This window comes from uncultured Roseobacter sp., from assembly GCF_947492555.1.
Lineage (GTDB): Bacteria > Pseudomonadota > Alphaproteobacteria > Rhodobacterales > Rhodobacteraceae > Roseobacter.
The window spans coordinates 177,501-196,899 of sequence record NZ_CANLNE010000002.1; the positions used below are offsets into that span (position 1 = coordinate 177,501).

The following is a 19,399-nucleotide window of genomic DNA, read 5'->3' on the forward strand; positions in this document are numbered from 1 at the left end:
AAAAGGGTATGTTCCCACGCGTTACTAACCCGTCCGCCGCTCACCCGAAGGTGCGCTCGACTTGCATGTGTTAGGCGTGCCGCCAGCGTTCGTTCTGAGCCAGGATCAAACTCTCAAGTTGAAAAGCTCTTACGAGCTTATCCTTGACGTTCGAACCTCTGCACATCGTTCTACAAGCATTACTGTAACTTGCAGAACAGTCTCTGTTTGTTGTGCTTCAGGTTACCAAAGTAACCGGAAAGCCGTCCAAACAGTGAAGCTGACACTCCATCATCGGCCGAAGCCTAAGAGCGCGATATACAGACGTTGATCCATCGAATGAACCAAACCGCCCACATATCTCTTCAGATATTCATCAATTTCAAAGAGCGTAGAGACAAAAGTGACAGTGTGCGCCCTAACTTCTTTGGCGCGCCCCACCTCGGTTACCTCTGATTTTTCTTCTTGCGTCTCGTTTCGGTCCGTCCCGTTTCCGGTGTGTCCCGCCCGTCTGGCGCCCCGTTGGTGCATCTCTGCGCCGCCGGTGAGGGGGGTTCTACGGTTAGTACGGGGTACCCGCAACCCCTTTTTTCAGGAAACGTCATTTTTTTTACATGTTTCTTGTTTTTCCTTTGAAAACAGTCGGTTGCTTACTCATAATTTCGCAAAATACGGGTTTTGAGCAGGATTATTTCGTTTCGCTGCATCCGAGGCCCACCCTGCTTCCGCTATATATAGCGTTATCCACAGAGCTATCCCCAAGACTCCGCGAGTCACCGGACAAATCAGGCACGACTCGGAGCATGAATCAGGTGAATCGCGGCCGATTCAGGTGCACCGGGCCAAAGGATTCGTCCAAATGGTCAAAAATGAATCGGTCTTACGGGGTGATTTGCGGTCGAATCCGGACATCACGGGTTTCGAAACCGCTCAACAATGATGCTGAATGGTCTCAGGCCGCCTGTTTGCTGCGCAGCTTAGGCAGCCGCAGCGCCAACAGGCCCAGAATCACGGCCATATAGATGACCGGCTCCAGCGCCCAGGTCTTGGTCAGCATCATATAGTGCACCCCGCCCAGAAGAACGGCCACATAGGAGAGACGGTGCAGTTTGCGCCAACCGGCTCCAAGTTTGCGCACCGACCAGTTGTTTGACGTCAGCGCTAGGGGGATCAACAGCACAAAGCCTGCCATACCGATTGTGATATATGGACGCTTGAGAATATCCGCCCAGATCTGGCTCAGGATGCCCACGTCCAGCACCAGCCACACCAACAGGTGCAGGGACACATATGTAAAGGCAAGAAGGCCGAACATGCGGCGGAACTTCAGCAAGTTGATCCCGAGGTGACGGCGCAGCGGCGTGATGGTCAGGCCGATGATCAGCAGCTGCAGCGCAATCTCGCCCAGTTCATGCTCCAGCGCCTTGATCGGTTCACGGCCCAGACCGCCCGTCTGCGCGAGATAGAGCAGCCAGGGCACCGGCAGCAGATACAGTATATAGAGAACCCATGTGGGCACCCGGCGCGCGAAGGCGTTGATACGGTCAACAACTGTCATGGCATCAACCTAGCACAGATGGCTTAATAATTGACGGTCAGGTCCATACCTTCATAAAGGCTGGCCACTTCATCTTCGTAGCCGTTGAACATCAGCGTCGGCACACGTTTCGAAAACAGGCCACCGCCCACCTTGCGTTCCGTTGCCTGACTCCAGCGGGGATGATCCACAGTCGGGTTCACATTTGCATAGAAGCCATATTCACGGGCTTGCAGCGCCTGCCATGTGTTCACGGGCTGATCTTCGGTCACCGTGATCCGCACAATCGACTTGATCGATTTGAATCCATACTTCCACGGCACCACCAGACGCATCGGCGCGCCATTCTGGTTCGGGATGGTTTTGCCGTAAATGCCCGTCGCCATGATGGTGAGCGGATGCAGCGCCTCGTCCATGCGCAGACCTTCGATATAGGGCCAGTCGATGGTGCGATACTTCTGACCGATCATCTCTTCGGGCCGGTAGAGCGTTTCGAAGCGCACGTATTTGCCTTCGGGCATCACACCGGCCAGCGCCAGCAGGTCCGCCAGTTCAAATCCGTTCCACGGGATGACCATCGACCAGGCCTCGACACAGCGGAAACGGTAGATGCGTTCCTCCACCGTCATCTCGGCCATGATGTCCTTGAAGCTGTAGTCGCCCGGCTTTTCGACAAGGCCATCGATCGCCACCGTCCAGGGATCGGTCGTCAACGCGCCGGCGTACGTCGCGGGATCGCTCTTGCCGGTGCCGAATTCATAGAAGTTGTTATATTGCGTGATGTCTTCCCAAGGGTTCGGCTCCAGCGTCTCTTCGGCCTGCGCGCCCGCACCGACCCCGGCCAGGCCCACGCCCGCCGCGGCACCCGCCATCAATTGGCGACGGTTCATGAAATGCGCCCGCGGCGTCACATCTTTATGCGTCAGCGTGTTGGTCCACCGATGTGCCATCATCTACTCCAAAGCAATCGCGTTTCAGCTCATGTAGAGAGTAGTACGTGCAGGACCAAACCAATTCGAGTCACGAATGAGACAGCAGTCTGTAACTATTCACGCCAGCGTGCGCAGGTTCAGCAGGCCCGGCAGGTCATCCATGCTCCTGAAAAGAGCGTCGCAGATCGGTGCCAGACGTTCCGGATCGGTCCCTGCCACATAGCCAAGGCAGGCCATTCCGGCCGCTTTGCCCGCGCGGGCACCGCTGGGGCTGTCTTCGATCACCACGCATCTCTCCGGCGGCACACCCGCGTCCGCTGCGGCTTTGAGATAAACGTCGGGCGCAGGCTTGGGATGGGTCACATCCTCGCGCGAATAGATGCATCCCAGCAGACGTGTCCACAGACCTGTGCGGGTCAGGGTGATCTCCATCTTGCGGTGCGGCCCATTGGAGCCAACGGCATATCCGATCCCGGCAGCATCCAGCGCGTCCAGAACGCCGACAATCCCGGGCACGGGCTCGACCTCTGCCGCCAGCACATCGAAAATCTCACTATACATACTGTCGAGCCAGTCATCCGGCAGCCTTGCCCCCATCTCGCGCGCCGTTGTCATCACCCCTGCCAAGGTGCCGCCGACAAAATAGTCTTCAACCTGATCGATGGAAATGTTCAGCCCGTGACGCGCCAGGTTGTCCTGAATAACGACATTCGACAGCGGCTCGCTGTCCACCAGAACACCGTCGCAGTCGAAGAGTACCAAATCGGGGGGGAAATTCATGAAAAAGGCCGGGGTTAGGTCCCGGCCTTTGTGCAGTCATTTTGATCGCGCCGTCAATGCACGACGGCATCATCCGGTTTCGGGCGGTTCGACGCGGCAATCCGGTCGCCGATGATCAACCCGTCGCTGCCGGCACTGACGGTCACGGTTTCACCGTCCTTCACGTCACCGGCCAGCAGCATCTCTGCCAGGGGGTCCTGCAGCGCCCGCTGGATCACGCGTTTGAGTGGTCGCGCGCCGAACACCGGATCATAGCCTTCGTCCGCCAGCCATGTCCGCGCGCCGTCATCCAGATCAAGGGTGATCTTCCGCGTCGCCAGCCGTTTGAGCAGCCGCGCCATCTGGATATCGACGATGCCGTCCATATCCTCACGGCCCAGACGATCAAAGATGATGGTTTCGTCGAGACGGTTGAGGAACTCCGGCCGGAAATGCGCCCGCACCGCATCCATCACGTCGCGTTTGGCATCCGAGGCATCCGCCCCATCCGGCAAGCGGCTGAGACTTTGCGCGCCGAGGTTCGACGTCAGAATGATCAGCGTCTGTTTGAAATCCACGGTGCGGCCCTGACCATCGGTCAGCATCCCGTCATCCAGTACCTGCAACAGCACGTTGAAGACATCCGGGTGCGCCTTCTCGACCTCATCGAAGAGCACAACCTGATACGGCCTGCGCCGCACGGCCTCCGTCAGCACACCACCCTCATCATAGCCGACATAGCCGGGAGGCGCTCCAATCAGACGCGCCACACTGTGTTTCTCCATGAACTCCGACATGTCGATGCGCACCATCGCGCTGTCATCGTCAAAGAGGAACTCGGCCACGGCCTTGGTCAGCTCGGTCTTGCCCACACCGGTCGGCCCAAGGAAGAGGAACGAGCCCAGCGGCCGGTTCTCGTCGTTCAGACCGGCGCGCGCGCGCCGTACCGCATTGGCAACCGAACGCACGGCGGTTTCCTGACCGATCACGCGCGTGTGCAACTGATCTTCCATGCGCAGCAGTTTGTCGCGTTCGCCTTCCAGCATCTTGCCCGCCGGAATACCGGTCCAGCGTTCGACAACACTGGCGATCTGGTCGGGGCGCACGGCCTCTTCCACCAGCACATCGGTTTCATCGCGGCCCTCGGCCTCGCCCAGCAGTTTTTCCAGCTGCGGGATCACCCCATAGGACAGCTCACCGGCCTTGGCCAGATTACCTTCACGCTTGGCGATCTCAAGCTCGGCACGGGCGTGATCCAGTTTTTCCTTGATGTCCCGCGCGCCTGCCATTTTGTCCCGCTCCGCCTGCCATTTGGCGGTCAGCGCATCACTTTTCTCCTGCAGTTCGGAGAGGTCCTTTTCCAGCGTGGCCAGGCGGTCCTTGCTTGCCGCGTCATCCTCCAGGCGCAAGGCCTCGGCCTCGATCTGCATCTGCAGGATCTGACGGTCCAGCGCGTCCAGCTCTTCGGGTTTGCTGTCCACCTCCATGCGCAACCGGCTCGCCGCCTCATCGACCAGGTCGATGGCCTTGTCCGGCAGGAAACGGTCCGTGATGTAGCGATGGCTCAGCGTCGCCGCCGCCACCAGCGCCGAATCCGAAATCCGCACGCCGTGGTGCAGCTCGTACTTCTCTTTGATACCGCGCAAAATAGATACGGTATCTTCCACCGTCGGTTCCAACACCATGACCGGCTGGAACCGCCGGGCAAGGGCCGCGTCCTTCTCCACATACTTGCGGTATTCATCAAGCGTGGTCGCGCCCACGCAATGCAACTCACCCCGCGCCAGCGCTGGCTTGATCAGATTGGCGGCATCCATCGCGCCATCCGCCTTGCCCGCACCCACAAGCGTATGCATTTCGTCGATAAAGAGGATGATCTCGCCTGCAGCTTCCGTGACCTCGGTCAGAACAGCTTTCAGCCGCTCTTCGAACTCTCCCCGGTACTTTGCGCCCGCGATCAGCGCGCCCATGTCCAGCGCCAGCAGCTTCTTGTTGCGCAGGGATTCGGGCACGTCGCCGTTCACGATACGCAGGGCAAGGCCTTCGGCAATCGCCGTTTTACCAACACCAGGCTCACCAATGAGGACGGGGTTGTTCTTGGTCCGGCGGCTGAGCACCTGCATGGCGCGGCGAATCTCTTCGTCACGGCCAATGATCGGGTCGATCTTGCCTGCCTCGGCGCGCTCCGTCAGGTCCATCGCGTATTTCTTCAACGCGTCGTACCCCTCTTCGGCGTTGGCCGTGTCTGCGGTGCGGCCTTTGCGAACATCGTTGATCGCCGTGTTCAGCCCCTGCGCCGTCACGCCCCCCGCGTCCAGCGCGGTCTTTGCAGGCGATTTCACCATGCAGAGCGCCATCAGGATGCGTTCGACCGGCACAAAACTGTCGCCTGCCTTCTTGGCCAGGGCCTCGGCCTCGGCCAGCACCTTCTGCGTCGCATTGTCGAGATAGACCTGGGCGGCGTCGCCGCTGACCTTTGGCATCTTGGACAAGGCCAACTCAACCGATTGCACGACATCTGCAGGCTTGCCGCCCGCAGCGGCAATCAGGTTGCTCGCCAACCCCTGATCGTCGTCCATCAGTGCCTTGAGGATATGTTCAGGCGCCAGCCGCTGATGGCTGTCGCGCGTCGCGATTGTCTGTGCCGCCTGAATGAAACCGCGCGATCGCTCCGTGAACTTGGTCAAGTCCATGGGTATTCTCCTTTATGTAAAGCGTCCCGGATGTGCTGCGCCCGGCATAGCGGCACGACAGCGGTCAGGACCTTGAGGTTTATTTGGGGCGCAGGCGAGCCCGCTTCAAGAGGCTGCTACGCTCCGCGTTTGCGATACCTTATCCTGCAAGTGGTTGCCCTGATGTGAATCAAACGAGCAGCCCTTGTGGGAATAGCCGCCGCCCTTTCCCCGTTTTTGACCCTCTCTGATCCCCTATCTTTGGTGCTAAGTGAAGGCGTACCCGTACCGCAGTCCTTCATCGTATGTAACCAGTCGGCATGTTCTGCCAGTTCCAATTGCGTCCCGGGTCCTCACAGTTCCACATCAGGCCCGGGACGCAATTTGCCACAGGAGCAAACCTCGGTTTGTCGATAACTTGCCCGCTCGACGGGCAGGGTCTGCGCGCTCCTGATCGGCTCACCACCTAAACCCGGAGCGCATGGGAGATGCCTCCGGGTCTTTTTCTGCCCCGCCATAAGATGGACAGGCTGACCTGTTCCGCCTAAGAGACATCGACGGGAAAAGGAGCGGCAAATGGTAGATGACAGACTGATCGTGGCGCTGGATGTGCCCAATGCGCTCGCAGGTCACAAGCTGGCCGCACAACTCGGCGACGCCGTCAGTTTTTACAAAATCGGCCTTGGCATGTTGACGGGGGGCGGTCTGGCGCTGGCCAATGAGCTCAAGCAGGAACATGGCAAGCGAATCTTCCTGGACATGAAGCTTTTCGACATCGGCGCCACCGTGGAGGCTGCTGTCCGTGGATTGGCGCAATTCGATCTCGACTTCCTGACCGTGCACGGCGACCCGCATGTAGTTGCCGCCGCAAAAGAAGGCGCTGGCGGATCTGAGATGAAAATCCTTGCCGTCACCATCCTGACATCACTGGATCGATCCGATCTGGACGCCTGTCAGATCCGGCAGGGCGACGTGCCGGAGCTGGTTGTTGCTCGTGCCGCCGCAGCCTTCGAGGCAGGCGCAGACGGTGTGATCGCCTCCCCCCAGGAAGCGGCGCGAATCCGGGCCCTGCCCGAAGCCAGGGATCGCCTGATCGTCACCCCCGGTGTCCGTCCCGCAGGCGCGGATCTCGGTGACCAGAAACGTGTGGCGACCCCCGCGAATGCTATTTCCGCGGGTGCGGACCATGTCGTCGTGGGCCGACCGGTCTGGCAATCGGCCAGTCCGCGCGCAGCGGCAGAGGCGATTCTGGCGGAGCTGAACAGCCCGCAGGCCCACAGTCCAAACCACTGATCCCACGTCGGAATTCAGGGTTGTCCACAACCTGAACGCGCTTGCTAAGCCAACAGATGAACCGCAAGACACTGTGGCCGTAAGACAACAGACCACAGGATGTGGGTTTTAAGACCTTTTGGTCATTAGGCGAATTCGCCTTTAGGTGGTAAGTTGACGTTAGGTGATACTCCCCAACGAACCACGTCTTCCTGAGGTTCGTTACCTCCCCCCGCTCAGATCAGCGGGGGGTTTTTCCTTAAAGGCTCCCGTTCTTCTGCCAGGTAGATGGCCAACCGTGTCTTAAAATCCGGCACGGCCCTGGGGTGGTTCAGAAAGTCGGTGACAGCCATCAACTCCCAATGCTGACCTTCATCCCCCAAACCGGATGGACCCCACGATCTCTTCCGGCACACGCGCGACAAAGAACCAGTTCACCTCTTCCCTTAAGGTGAAGCACCGCCCCCATGAAATCACATCTGGCCGGATCGTCAGACCCAGCTCCTCAAAGGTCTCGCGCATCACGCAGGCCAGCGGCGGCTCGTCCGCCTCGCGCCCACCACCCGGCAGATCCCAATAGCCCGGAAAGGGAATCGTCGGAATGTCATCGCGCAGGATCACGATGACCTGTTCCCCCATCAGCAGGGCCAGCTTGGCCCCGGTGAACGGCATGTTCATTTCATCTGCGGTGGCATAAGATCGGGACATGCACGCACCTTAACCGAACCACCGGATTATGCCCGCCCTTTGCCGCGATTGCCTGACCGAATTTGACGATAGCCGCCGCTGCCCCGCCTGCGGCAGCCCGCGTGTGGTTGTCCATGAGGAGCTTTACACGCTCTCTATCGCCCATATGGACTGCGATGCCTTCTATGCCTCGGTGGAAAAGCGTGATGACCCCAGCCTGATGAGCAAACCGGTCATTATCGGCGGCGGGCGGCGCGGTGTCGTTTCCACCGCCTGCTATGTGGCGCGCATTCGGGGCGTCCGCTCGGCGATGCCGATGTTCCAGGCGCTGAAACTCTGCCCCGACGCGGTGATCATCAAACCGCGTATGGAGGCCTATGTTGATGCCTCCCGCGCCATTCGCAAGATGATGGAAGAGCTGACGCCCGACATCGAACCCCTGTCGCTGGACGAGGCCTTCATGGATCTCTCCGGCACCGCGCGGCTGCATGGTCACCCGCCCGCAGTGATGCTGGCGCGGTTGATCAGGCGCATGCGTGACGAGCTGGGCCTGACCGGCTCCATCGGTCTCAGCCACAACAAGTTCCTCGCCAAGGTCGCCTCCGATCTCGATAAACCGCACGGGTTTTCGATCATCGGCAAGGCGGAGACGGATGATTTTCTGCGTGACAAACCGGTGCGTCTGATCTGGGGCGTTGGGGCCGCCGCGCAAGCCTCGCTCGACAAGGCCGGTATCCGCACCTTTTCGGATCTGCTGCGCTGGGACCGCACCGAACTGATTGCGCGGTTCGGATCGATGGGGGACCGCCTGTGGCACCTGGCACGGGGTCAGGACCGCCGCCGGGTGTCCGCGCATGCGCCGATGAAATCGATCTCCAACGAGACCACGTTTCACGAGGACACCTCCGACCCTGAGCTCTTGGACGGCCATCTCTGGCGGATGGCCGAAAAAGTGGCCGATCGCGCCAAGGCCAAAGGGCTCGCGGGCCGTGTCGTAACACTTAAACTGAAACGGGCGGACCATTCGCTGATCTCCCGGCGGCTGAGCTTGCGGGACGCGACGCAGATGGCTGATACGGTCTATCGCACCGCGCGCGGGCTTTTTGACCAGGTTGGTGATCAGGGCCCCTACCGGTTGCTGGGCTGCGGCATTTCCGATCTGATCGGAGCGGAGGATGCGGACAGATCAAGCGATCTGCTTGATCCGCAAGCAAAGCGCCGCGGCGACGCCGAGCGCGCCACGGACGCGATCCGCGCCCGCTTTGGTCCAGACGCGATTCTGAAAGGCCGGGCGCTGCGATAGCGCCTATTCGGCGGCCAACGGCATCCGTTCCTGACCGATCTGCGCAATTTCCGCGATCACGCCACGCAATGTACGCTGAACATCGGCGAAATGCGCGGACGGGCGGATCAGGGATTCGTCCATATAGATGGCACGATCAATCTCCACCTGTACGGCATGCTGGCCCCGTGTTGGACGTCCATAGGCCTGCGTCACGTAAGCCCCGGCGAAAGGTGCGTTGCGGGTGACGACAAACCCGGCGGAGGCAAATGCCGCCTCGACGCGGTCCACGACATCCCCTGCCGCTGCGGCACCAAAACGATCCCCCAGCACAATCTCGGGCCGCTTCGCACCCGAGCGGGCAATGCCCTGCACCGCCTCATGTGGCATGGAGTGGCAATCGATCAAAACCGCTTGCCCATGATGGTTCACCGCATCATCCAGCAGACCCTGCAGCATGTCGTGATAGGGGTGCCAATAGTCATTGAGCCGCCGTCTGGCTTCCACGAGGCTGATTTTGCCGCGATAGATCGCGCGGCCATTGGCAACCACACGCGGGATAACCCCAAGGCCGGAGGCCACACGCGGGTTATGTCCCTGGCGCCGCACCCCTTCGATCAGGGCCGGGTCAAGCTCGTCACTGCTGCGGTTCAGATCAACGAAAGCACGCGGCGCACCAGCCTTGAGAAAGGTGGCACCAAATTGCGGTGCGCAGTCAAACAACTGATCCACAAATGCATCTTCGGAGGTCCGGATCGCCATATCATCCAGAACGGTTGAGCGCAGCAAGGACCACGGGTATTCCCGTCCACTGTGAGGAGACGCAAAAACCACGCAGGATTCGTTGCTGTGGGGATAACTGACTTCAAACGCTGACTTTGGCATACACCTTCCTCCGACCCCGACCATAGCGCAGAAAAACCAAAAACCAAAAGCCCTTGATCTTGTGCGCGACTCCTTTTAAAGACCCCGCTACCGGCGCGACTTTTCGCGCCCCATTTTTATTTGGGGCACAGGGTTTCGCGCAGGTAAAGTGGGTGATTAGCTCAGCGGTAGAGCACTTCGTTGACATCGAAGGGGTCACTGGTTCGATCCCAGTATCGCCCACCACCTGTTTCACCCGTCCGGCCCGCCGGACGACCCGCAACCCCGGCGCTGGCCAGCGCGCCGACTGAGAAGAAGACATGAGGAGACGACCATGAAGGTTCGCAATTCGCTCCGCTCGCTCAAGAACCGGCACCGCGACTGCCGCATTGTGCGTCGCAAAGGCCGCGTCTACGTGATCAACAAAACCCAGCGTCGGTTCAAAGCCCGTCAGGGCTGATCGAACGACGATGACGTTAAAAAAGCCGCTCCTTCAGGGGCGGCTTTTTTCATGTGGAAGAGACGGGAAACGAAATACTTTCATTCTAACGAATTGACGCGCTTCTCAAGACCGCGCGTAGACCCGCACGCCAGGCAAAGAATGCTCCTCATCCAGAACCAGGCCGTTCCGATCAAATGACCTGCGAAGGTCCTGCATGCCTTCACGCCCGTAAATCTGGCGATGCACCTCCAAAATCACCATGTGAACCCCGTCAAGATCCGCATGTTCAAAAAACGCGCGTTCTGCCCCCTCAATATCCATGACAATCACATCATGGGGGAACTCAGCCTTGAGGGTCTCATAGGCCATGACCGGCACCTGAACTTTACGGGCTTTTTCCGGTTTCTTTATCACGTTCAGAGCCGACCCCAGGAAATTCCCGCGCAGGAAAAAATCAATCACCGAGGGCGGATCTGGCTCTGTGAGCACCACGCCATGGCGGACCTCGATGACATCTGACAACTGATTATGCGCATACAGGCGGGTGATGTGCTCGATCAGCTCGGGGTTCGCCTCCACGGACAGCATCTTGTCCGGTTTGCAGTTTTGCGCGATGACCGCCCCGACGATGCCGGAGCCTGCCCCCAACTCGAGAATGCGCGCGCCCGGTTCGATGGCCGCCAATCCGGCGCGCACCTCGTTTCGCTCATAGCGACCGTCTTGCATCGATTTGATCATGCCTGGCCCAAAGTGCGGCGCATCGGGCACTTCGATCCCATGGCACCGGGCAACAATGGTGGGGGTTACATCTGCCAATTCATTGACCTGCTATCTGACGACTGCCGATTGGGGCACTCTTTCAAAAATCTGCCCTCCGGTCACGCGGAAAGGCAATGCGCCATCAGAGGTCAGGCCCCTGGACACTGAACCCCGAAACCGGCAGCCCCCTCCAAACCATCTAAATCCAATCCAAGTTGACCTGTGTTGGCGGGTACCTCTCTGCTACTTTTGTGCGCAGAGCTTTGAAACGGGGGGCGAGGTCACGAAACTTCTTTTCATGAGTTTCTGCCACCGTCAGGCGAATATTGTCGAAAAGACGCTGCTCCAACATGGTTTCAAGAACTTCAAGCTCCGCGCCCTCAATGTCCATTTTCAAAAATGCGATCTCACCATGTTCGTCAATGAGATCACGTGCCAAGGCGGGCAGATCGACAAGATTCACATCAATGGTGTTGTCCGGGTGCTCGTCAATCCGCCTGCCACCGACCATGACCGTACTTTTCACCGATGCCCCTTTTGGATTTGCCTCGAAGTTTTCCGCCCGCATGAGCTTTATCGTTCCTGACGAAACCCCTACGGCGGCGTTGTGCAGGTTTACGTTGGGCGTGTCCTTAAATGCACCAAGCAATCTGCCAAACGCATAAGGGTCCGGTTCATAGGCATGCACGGCGGCCCCGGTTGCGGCCAGCGGTCCGGTGACGTCACCAATGTTTGCGCCGCAGTCCAGAACGATTTCGCCGGGCTTCAACATCGAAAGGATACCCTGCATCAAACCCTTCGCATGGGCATGGCGCATGTTGCGCTGCTGACGCCGCTTCAGTTTCGCCAGTTCTTCATCCGCGCTCAAGTCTGGCATGGGTCTGCTCTCCATGTTGCCCGCGTTCGAGGCATCGACCGTCAGGGGATGTTTTTATCTCTGCCCAGATCGCCTAGAGCATTGGCCTGCTTTGGTCAAAACTTAGCTTGGCGTTCCGGCATTTTGAGTTGCGACCGTAGCCGCCGGGACTCACTCTGAGATCGTGATGAAGCCGTTGGCAGACGAAGCTGTGGCGGCGTATTCCTCGCCCATCAAATTACCTGTTTCTGACATACCGGAGTTGGTGTAACGATTCAGGCAACGAAACAACTTGGTGATCAGACAATCCTCATGCCCGAACTGAACCGCAGACCAGTGGCATCGCTCTGGATTGGCTCACGCCTTCATTACCTCAATCAACTTTGTCTGAAATCTCATGTGGTCGCGGGGCACCCCACCATACTTTATTGCACCGACGAGGTCCACAATGCGCCCGACGGCGTGGAAATCCGCCCGGCCTCCGAGATTTTCGATATCGACATGAGCCTTGTGGCCAAGACAAGCGCCTCGTTTTTGTCGAATGTTTTTCGCTACAAGATGATCCGTAAAACCGGCGCGATCTGGATTGATTGCGATGCCTTCTGCCATCGTCCATTTCCGGAGGAAGACGCCTATATCTTTGGCGAGCACAGCTATCGCGGTGCCCTGAATTGCGGCGTGATCGGCCTGCCGCAACAGTGCGATGTCATGGATCAGCTGTTGGACTATTATGATAATCTACCGGATTATCCGCCCTGGTGGGGCAAGCGGCAGCGCAAGAAGATGGATGAGCAAAACAACAATCTGTCTCACGCCGCCAGGATATATGCGACAGAACGTACCGCCTTTGGACCGCAGGCTTTCACGCATTTCGCAAAGGTCACGGGCATCTTTGATCAGGCCCGCCCGCGCGAAGCGCTCTACCCGGTACCCTTTCAGCTGAATGATGTTTTCTATGACCCCTTTGGCCGGGTCGAGGGGCATTTTACGGACGAAACGCTGTCGGTTCACCTTTACACCAACGGCACCCGTCGCTGGTGGCGCAAGCACGTGCCGGAACAAGGCTCCTATGCGGCCCGCATGTGCGAAAAGGTTGGCATAGACCCGGCGCTTGCGCTGGAGGACTGATCGATCGGGAACGCCGAGATCAATCTGAAAAAACATGTCAGCCCGCATGGCCGCACCCTGGCCGTGTCGATGATGAAGGACGAAGCGCCCTACCTGATCGAGTGGTTTGCACATCATCTGGCCGTCGGCTTTACCGATATCCTTGTCTACACCAACGATTGCACGGACGGCACGGATGACATGCTGATCCGGCTGGAAGAGCTGGGTCTTGGACATCACCGCAGAAATGTCATCCCCAAGGGGATAAAGCCGCAACCTTCCGCAATCAAACATGCGCAGGTCGAACCTCTGGTGCAGGAAAGCGATTGGGTTCTGCTGTTCGATGCGGATGAATTTCTGTGCATCAACTATGGGGACGGCAAGCTCGACAGCCTGCTGAGCGCTGCCGGAAAAGCCAATGGCATCGTGATCACCTGGCGGATATTTGGCTCTGGCGGCGTGACAGACTGGAGCCGCGCGCCAGTCACAGAACAATATCAATACGCGGCTCCCCCACTCTGGAACAAGGGATGGGGCGTGAAAACGCTCTTCAAGCATGACGCCGATTACTGGAAACTCGGCATCCACCGGCCCAAGATAAAAGCCAAACATCTGAATACCGGCTTCCCGGACACGGTTCAGTGGTTAAACGGGTCGGGTCTGCCGATGGAAGATTATTTCAAGTTCCGGGGTTGGCGATCAATCCGGCGCACGCTTGGATACGACTGGGCCCAAATGAACCACTACGCGGTCAAATCCATCGATTCATACGCAATCCGCAAGTTTCGTGGAAATGTGAATCTCAAGAAAGACAAATACAACGGCGAATACTGGGCCCTTCAAGACCGCAACGAGGTACGCGACACAAGCATCCTGCGATACGCAGAGGACCGCGCCCGGATCGTCTCCGAACTTCTCAAGGACCCGGTCCTTGGTCGGTTGCACAATGAAGCCTTGGACAGGGTCGATGCCCGTCTGGCCGAATTCAAACAGACGGATGCCTATGCCGCGCTCAAGGCGGAGCTCTTGGAGGCCTCAAAAACCCCCTTGTCGAAAGTAAATGCAAAACCGCCCAAGGCGCGCGATCCGGCAAAGATCGCGGCATTGATGAGCGAAGTAGAGAAGAAGTCCGCAGCGCGCCCAAAGTCGGAACGCCGAAACACCCCAACACCTGGAGCCATCTTAACGGCGCATGCGGCAGATCCATACCTGTCCGGCTCAATTGATCGCAGCAGCGATATCACCTTTGAAAGCGTGGCGAACCACGGTGTGCAACTGCCTGCCGACCCGCGCGTTTTCAAATCCGAGGCGCTGGCAGAGATCAGCGCCGGGAAATTTGACCGACGCCATGCCCGGCACCTCCCGTTTCTGCTCGACGGTCACCGGCGCATCCTGATGCTCGGCGCAGGTGTCAGCTTCCTGCCAATCCTCGCGTGCCTCACGCGTCCCGATAGCGTCCTGCTGGCGCATGAAGAACGTAAGGGATTGTCCGCTATCGGACGAGAGATCGCAGCAAGCCACGACATTGCCAGCAACCGATTGAAGATTGTCGATGGTCCACTTTTTTTTGCAAGCGACGAAGCAGGCAAGACATCCAGCGGGTTGAAAGCGATGGTGTCGGACTTCGCGCCAACGGTATTGTTCGTGGACGACCCGCGCCTGACGCCGGAAATCTTTGCGACCTCAATCACACCGGCTGTCCGTCGCATCGTCGTGTCTGCGCGGCTGGAGACAGATGGTTTCCCCGGTGCTCTCGGCCCTCTTGGCTTTGCGACCCCGGCGGAACCGCATAAATCCGGTGCAATCGTGCTTGATCGGGCAATGCGCTAGACGTTCACGTCGACCTCAACGAAGTCTTCGCCGCGACGCTCCGAAAACTCCGAGATCAACGCGCCTGTCTCGGAGGCCGAAGCGAACTCCGGTTTGAACCCCTTGTCCACGTAGCCAAGCCCCTTGAGTTGCGTAAAAAGTGCCGCGAAATCCAGCTCCCCAACCGAGCGGAAATCCGTTCGTCGAGCCCCGCCGGAAACCCAATTCTTCACGATAACATCAACCACGTCGGGCGTCGTGCTACAGAACGACTGATACTGCAAAATGTAGTCTGCCACATTGGTCTTTGAGCGACGCAGGATGATGCAGACATCGCCTTTCTCCTGCATGAAGAATGCAGCGAAGTGCAGCGCGGACCCATCCAGAGCAACGATGCGTTTGGCAGCCTTGTACCGCGCAATCTGCACTTCAAGCGGATGTTTCTCGGGATGGAAAATCTCATACCCCTGCCGGGCAAGGTTTTCTTCGATCACCTGCTCGCCCAAAATGCCGCCCCGCTGAGACGACAGCCGCGCGCGGCTGATGTAGAGCTTTTCGCTGCCTTCGGAGGCAATGTCCCTCCCGAGCCGCTCACGCATGAATTGTCGGTAGAGCGGAGAGCCTGCGTATCTTTCCTTCCAGCCAAACCCGAGCTCGGGCACATAGAGTTCCTCGACCCTCATTGCGGTATCAAATGTCTGGATCGGTAGGGATATCCCCAGCTGGTCAAAGAACCCCTTGAAAGTTTTTATCCCACGTCTGGCCCGCCTCACGGCCCCGCGATACGGCAGGAACAGAATACCATCCACCTGGCCTTGGAGTTTCTGCAAGGCCCAAAGACGCGCGGTCGTCTCGACAAGGAAGTGACCGAAATGGCCTCTGAAATGACCGGCAAAAAGATGGCGGCCACTGAGCTCTTCGATGGGCTCTTGCGGCGACAGAACCGGGGCTGGCGTGGATTTCGTTGCGCGAATCCATGTGCGGGACATCTCGCAGTATTGACCATCTGCCAGCAGCACACCGGACGCCAGTTTGCTGTCATGTTCGCGTTCCGGCACGACAATGGCGTGCTGCGCTCTTACGATGGCCCCGGTGAAAGGCGGTTGCGGGTCGCCATCCGTCACGATGATGTCCTCGGCGATCATCGTTGGGCGCAAAGCTTTCTCAAGCCGTGCCTGCGCCTTTTGGAGATAACCGGCCTTTGGGTCGGTCTTCAACAAGTGTTGGATCGCCTGCCGGGCCAGTTTCGGGTGGCCCGCTTCGATGAGATCGCCGAGCAGCGCGCGACACCAGGGTCGCACTTTTCGTCGCGCTCGGCGCTTTTTGTGGAAGGCAAGGGCGTCAAAAGTACCCGTGCCGATATCTGATATAAGATCTTCCAGAACACCGCAGGCCTTGACCTGTCGGATCAACCGGTGCCCGAAGTGTCGGCATTTCATGTGATGCACATGCGGACCGGCAATGCGCATGGCATGCGCACGATCTTCTGGCACCATCGGGTCATAAAAGAGCCAGACCCGCCCCGCATCCGGCGTCGCCTCTGCCGCATCGAGGAAAGCCGGGTCATCCCACTCCCACTTCCGCAACCCATATTTGAAGCGGCGTTCGAAAGGCGCGATCTCACGGTTCAGCGTCGTTTGTGGACTGAAAGCCAGCACCTGTGACCCCGGCAAAAGCCGTGAATAGGTCAAGGCTGCATAAGCACCCATTGATGTTCCCGTGAAAATGATCCGCTCAAAACCTTCGAACAGCCCGGCATCGCGCAGATTGGTCAGCAAAGCCGGTGTATCCGCATTGCGATACCAGTCTTTCCGCCGGGCGATCAGACCCAGAACCGAAAAACCCATCTTTGCCAGGCGCGCGTGCATCCACGGCTGCGGCGGGTCATATTCACCAACCGATGCAAGATTGTCGAAGGAGACAAATAGAACGGGAGAGCGCCGGAAAAAGCAGGCGTCCACGAGATCGGATTTCAATATGAACGCGTTCTGTCCAACGGCTTCCCGAGCAGACACGGCGACCGGCGGCGGCTCAAAAATGCGCCTTGAAGAAGAGGCCGTATCGGGCTCTGACATACTGCGTCCCAGTCTGTGGCATTCGCTGTCTGTAACGACGGGAAAGCGCCTTGGAATACCGGCAACTCTGTGCGGTTCTCACACCGTGATCAAGGTAAAAAGCGTGATTTGCCTCCGTTGGGCTGACGACGCATCCAGCGTGCAAAGGGCCGTACGTTTAACGCGGGCTTGTCTGGTTCAATGCGCCGGGGCACGCAGCTTGAGGATCTCCCGCGCCTCGTTCGGGGTCGCCGGACGGCACCCGAGCCCTTCGATCAACCGAATTGCGGCCCGTACCTGCTCCGCATTGGAGGTGGCGAGCTCTCCTGGGCCGGACCAGAGTGAATCCTCCAATCCCACACGCACATGGCCCCCTGCTGCGGCGACGGTGGCCGCCACGCGCATCTGATGCGCACCGGCCCCCAGCGCGGACCAAACCAAATCGTCGCCGAAAAGCCGCACGGCGGTGCGCCGCATGTGAGAGATGTCATCGACATGGGCGCCAATCCCGCCCAGCAGGCCAAACACAGTTTGCACGAAGAACGGGGGCTCCACCGCGCCCTGGTCCGCAAAATACGCAAGATTGTAGAGATGAGCGGTATCATAGCATTCAAACTCGAAACGCGTCCCTCCTGCGCGACATGTTTCCAGCACGTAGGCGATGTCCTTGTAGCTGTTGCGAAACACCAGATCGCGCGACCCTTCCAGATGATCATTTTCCCACCCAGGCATTTGCGGATGGCGCTTGAGCATCGGGAAGAGCCCCATGTTCATCGACCCCATGTTGAGGGAGGCCAGCTGCGGCGCGAAGTGAGCCGCAGGTTGCACGCGTTCCTCCACCGTCATGTACGGGCTGCCACCGGTTGTGAGATTGAGCACCGCATCCGTTTGCGCGGCGATATGCGGCACGATGCGACCAAAACCCGCGACACTCTGATCCGGCTTGCCGGTGGCGTCATCTCGCGCGTGCAGATGCAGGATTGCCGCTCCGGCTTCGGCGGCCTCTACGGCGGAGGCGACAATCGCCTCGGACGTTGCGGGCAAGTGCGGCGACATGGAAGGGGTATGGATCGCGCCGGTGATGGCGCAGGTGATGATAACGGAGCGTCTTTGGGCCACGGTGCTCTCCTGACTGGGGACGCGCCCCGTCGTCCTCTTTGGATGGGGGCATGCAAGATCGGCGAAGTGATGGTCCGTATGGCCACCCGCCGACGGTGGTCCGAGAGTGCACCCTTGGGCATCCCGGTCAAGCCCGACGAGGGCGGATGGCACGTTTCGCAGTCCGATTGCCGTTTCTTCCGGGTCCGACAACTCCTTATCCGAGGGCCGGAAAACACCGCGTTCGCGATGAGTGGCTTTACACGTCGCTCTGCCGCCCGACTCCAGCACCCGAAGAGACGGGACAACGATATGTGACCGCTTACTCTGGCGTCTGCCCTTGCGCTGGATATTATCCGCCATACGTCAGTCCGACATAACTTTGATCAAGAGGCATCTCCCATGAGCGACACGGAAACCTACACCCCCCCAAAGGTTTGGACATGGGAGCAGGAAAGCGGCGGCACCTTTGCCAGCATCAACCGCCCCATCGCCGGGGCGACACATGACAAGGCGCTGCCGGTGGGCAAACACCCGCTACAGCTCTACTCCCTGGCCACGCCAAACGGGCAAAAGGTCACCATCATGCTCGAAGAGCTTTTGGCGCTTGGCATCAAGGAGGCCGAGTATGACGCCTGGCTGATCCGGATTGGCGAAGGCGACCAGTTCAGCAGCGGGTTTGTGGAGATCAACCCGAACTCCAAGATCCCGGCGATGTTCGACACAACAACCGGGTTGCGGGTCTTCGAGAGCGCGGCAATCCTCATGTATCTGGCCGAGAAATTCAACAACGCCTTTCTGCCTACTGATTTGAAGGCGCGCACCGAATGCCTGAACTGGCTGTTCTGGCTGCAGGGTTCCGCGCCCTATTTTGGCGGCGGCTTTGGCCATTTCTATGCCTATGCGCCGACCAAGCAGGAGTATCCGATCAATCGATTTGCCATGGAAGCCAAACGCCAGCTTGACGTGCTCGACCGGCATCTGGCGGATCATGAGTATCTGGCGGGCGAGGCCTACACGATTGCCGATATGGTCACTTGGCCCTGGTACGGGCGCACCGTGCGCGGCGAGAGCTATGATGCGGGTGAATTTCTTAGCGTGCATGAGTACCACAACGTGATCCGTTGGGAAAAGCAGATTGCCGCACGCAAGCCGGTGCAGCGCGGTGTCATGGTGAACCGAACCAGCGGGCCGCTGGAAGGCCAGTTGCACGAGCGCCATGACGCAAGCGATTTCGAGACCAGAACGCAGGATAAAATCGGCGAGGATGCGTGAATCAGCGCGCGGGGT

The 19,399-nt window shown here is 59.0% G+C and carries 16 protein-coding genes, 1 tRNA gene and 1 rRNA gene (1 of these 18 running past the window's edge); 7 read left to right on the forward strand and 11 right to left on the reverse strand.

Going from position 1 to position 19,399, the window contains the following annotated elements:
• The 5 genes from Q1A07_RS07900 to clpB form a co-directional block, all read right to left on the reverse strand.
• Positions 1-121 (reverse strand): 16S ribosomal RNA (locus tag Q1A07_RS07900); it reaches 1,339 nt to the left of the window's first position.
• A gap of 810 nt (positions 122-931) precedes the next feature.
• Positions 932-1,537 carry a protein-methionine-sulfoxide reductase heme-binding subunit MsrQ gene (gene msrQ, locus Q1A07_RS07905; protein WP_299779534.1) on the reverse strand — a complete coding sequence of 202 codons (606 nt, stop codon included), beginning with the start codon at positions 1,535-1,537 and terminating at the stop codon, positions 932-934.
• Between the two features lie 23 nt (positions 1,538-1,560).
• The gene (gene msrP / locus Q1A07_RS07910) at positions 1,561-2,466 is read right to left on the reverse strand and encodes a protein-methionine-sulfoxide reductase catalytic subunit MsrP (RefSeq protein WP_299779535.1); all 906 of its coding nucleotides are present in this window, start codon (positions 2,464-2,466) and stop codon (positions 1,561-1,563) included.
• A gap of 99 nt (positions 2,467-2,565) precedes the next feature.
• Positions 2,566-3,228 carry an HAD family phosphatase gene (locus Q1A07_RS07915; RefSeq protein ID WP_299779537.1) on the reverse strand — a complete coding sequence of 221 codons (663 nt, stop codon included), beginning with the start codon at positions 3,226-3,228 and terminating at the stop codon, positions 2,566-2,568.
• A gap of 53 nt (positions 3,229-3,281) precedes the next feature.
• Complete coding sequence (clpB, locus tag Q1A07_RS07920) at positions 3,282-5,900, reverse strand: ATP-dependent chaperone ClpB (RefSeq protein WP_299779539.1); 2,619 nt, start codon at positions 5,898-5,900, stop codon at positions 3,282-3,284.
• Between the two features lie 555 nt (positions 5,901-6,455).
• Here clpB and pyrF point away from each other — a divergent pair.
• Positions 6,456-7,172: an orotidine-5'-phosphate decarboxylase gene (gene pyrF / locus Q1A07_RS07925; RefSeq protein ID WP_299779541.1), complete on the forward strand. Its 717-nt coding sequence runs from the start codon at positions 6,456-6,458 to the stop codon at positions 7,170-7,172.
• 351 nt (positions 7,173-7,523) lie between these two features.
• On the opposite strand, the gene Q1A07_RS07930 is transcribed toward pyrF, so the two are convergent.
• Positions 7,524-7,859, reverse strand: coding sequence for an NUDIX domain-containing protein (locus tag Q1A07_RS07930; protein ID WP_366944047.1), 336 nt, complete (start codon positions 7,857-7,859; stop codon positions 7,524-7,526).
• 28 nt (positions 7,860-7,887) lie between these two features.
• Here Q1A07_RS07930 and Q1A07_RS07935 point away from each other — a divergent pair, with 28 nt between their 5' ends.
• Positions 7,888-9,141, forward strand: a complete 1,254-nt coding sequence (locus Q1A07_RS07935) for a DNA polymerase IV (protein WP_299779543.1) — start codon at positions 7,888-7,890, stop codon at positions 9,139-9,141.
• 3 nt (positions 9,142-9,144) lie between these two features.
• Here the strand turns inward: Q1A07_RS07935 and Q1A07_RS07940 are convergent, their stop codons facing one another.
• Positions 9,145-10,005, reverse strand: coding sequence for an N-formylglutamate amidohydrolase (locus Q1A07_RS07940; protein WP_299779545.1), 861 nt, complete (start codon positions 10,003-10,005; stop codon positions 9,145-9,147).
• A gap of 150 nt (positions 10,006-10,155) precedes the next feature.
• Between Q1A07_RS07940 and Q1A07_RS07945 the strand changes: the two genes are divergently transcribed.
• Positions 10,156-10,230, forward strand: a tRNA-Val gene (locus Q1A07_RS07945).
• Between the two features lie 88 nt (positions 10,231-10,318).
• Positions 10,319-10,444 (forward strand): type B 50S ribosomal protein L36, encoded by a 126-nt coding sequence (gene ykgO / locus Q1A07_RS07950; RefSeq protein ID WP_039685556.1) that lies wholly within the window; start codon positions 10,319-10,321, stop codon positions 10,442-10,444.
• Positions 10,445-10,549: 105 nt separating this feature from the next.
• Here the strand turns inward: ykgO and Q1A07_RS07955 are convergent, their stop codons facing one another.
• Positions 10,550-11,242: an FkbM family methyltransferase gene (locus tag Q1A07_RS07955; protein WP_299779552.1), complete on the reverse strand. Its 693-nt coding sequence runs from the start codon at positions 11,240-11,242 to the stop codon at positions 10,550-10,552.
• A 142-nt stretch (positions 11,243-11,384) separates the two neighbouring features.
• Positions 11,385-12,062, reverse strand: coding sequence for an FkbM family methyltransferase (locus Q1A07_RS07960; RefSeq protein ID WP_299779554.1), 678 nt, complete (start codon positions 12,060-12,062; stop codon positions 11,385-11,387).
• Positions 12,063-12,353: 291 nt separating this feature from the next.
• On the opposite strand from Q1A07_RS07960, the gene Q1A07_RS07965 reads away from it, so the two are divergent.
• Positions 12,354-13,169, forward strand: a complete 816-nt coding sequence (locus Q1A07_RS07965) for a hypothetical protein (RefSeq protein WP_299779556.1) — start codon at positions 12,354-12,356, stop codon at positions 13,167-13,169.
• A 69-nt stretch (positions 13,170-13,238) separates the two neighbouring features.
• Positions 13,239-14,978: a glycosyltransferase family 2 protein gene (locus tag Q1A07_RS07970; RefSeq protein ID WP_299779558.1), complete on the forward strand. Its 1,740-nt coding sequence runs from the start codon at positions 13,239-13,241 to the stop codon at positions 14,976-14,978.
• Here the strand turns inward: Q1A07_RS07970 and Q1A07_RS07975 are convergent.
• Complete coding sequence (locus tag Q1A07_RS07975; protein ID WP_299779560.1) at positions 14,975-16,933, reverse strand: glycosyltransferase family 61 protein; 1,959 nt, start codon at positions 16,931-16,933, stop codon at positions 14,975-14,977. The two genes, Q1A07_RS07970 and Q1A07_RS07975, sit on opposite strands and share 4 nt — an antisense overlap.
• Positions 16,934-17,209: 276 nt before the next feature.
• The gene (locus Q1A07_RS07980; RefSeq protein ID WP_299779562.1) at positions 17,210-18,130 is read right to left on the reverse strand and encodes a 3-keto-5-aminohexanoate cleavage protein; all 921 of its coding nucleotides are present in this window, start codon (positions 18,128-18,130) and stop codon (positions 17,210-17,212) included.
• Positions 18,131-18,511: 381 nt separating this feature from the next.
• On the opposite strand from Q1A07_RS07980, the gene yghU reads away from it, so the two are divergent.
• The gene (yghU, locus tag Q1A07_RS07985) at positions 18,512-19,384 is read left to right on the forward strand and encodes a glutathione-dependent disulfide-bond oxidoreductase (protein WP_299779564.1); all 873 of its coding nucleotides are present in this window, start codon (positions 18,512-18,514) and stop codon (positions 19,382-19,384) included.
• Positions 19,385-19,399: the final 15 nt, after the last annotated feature.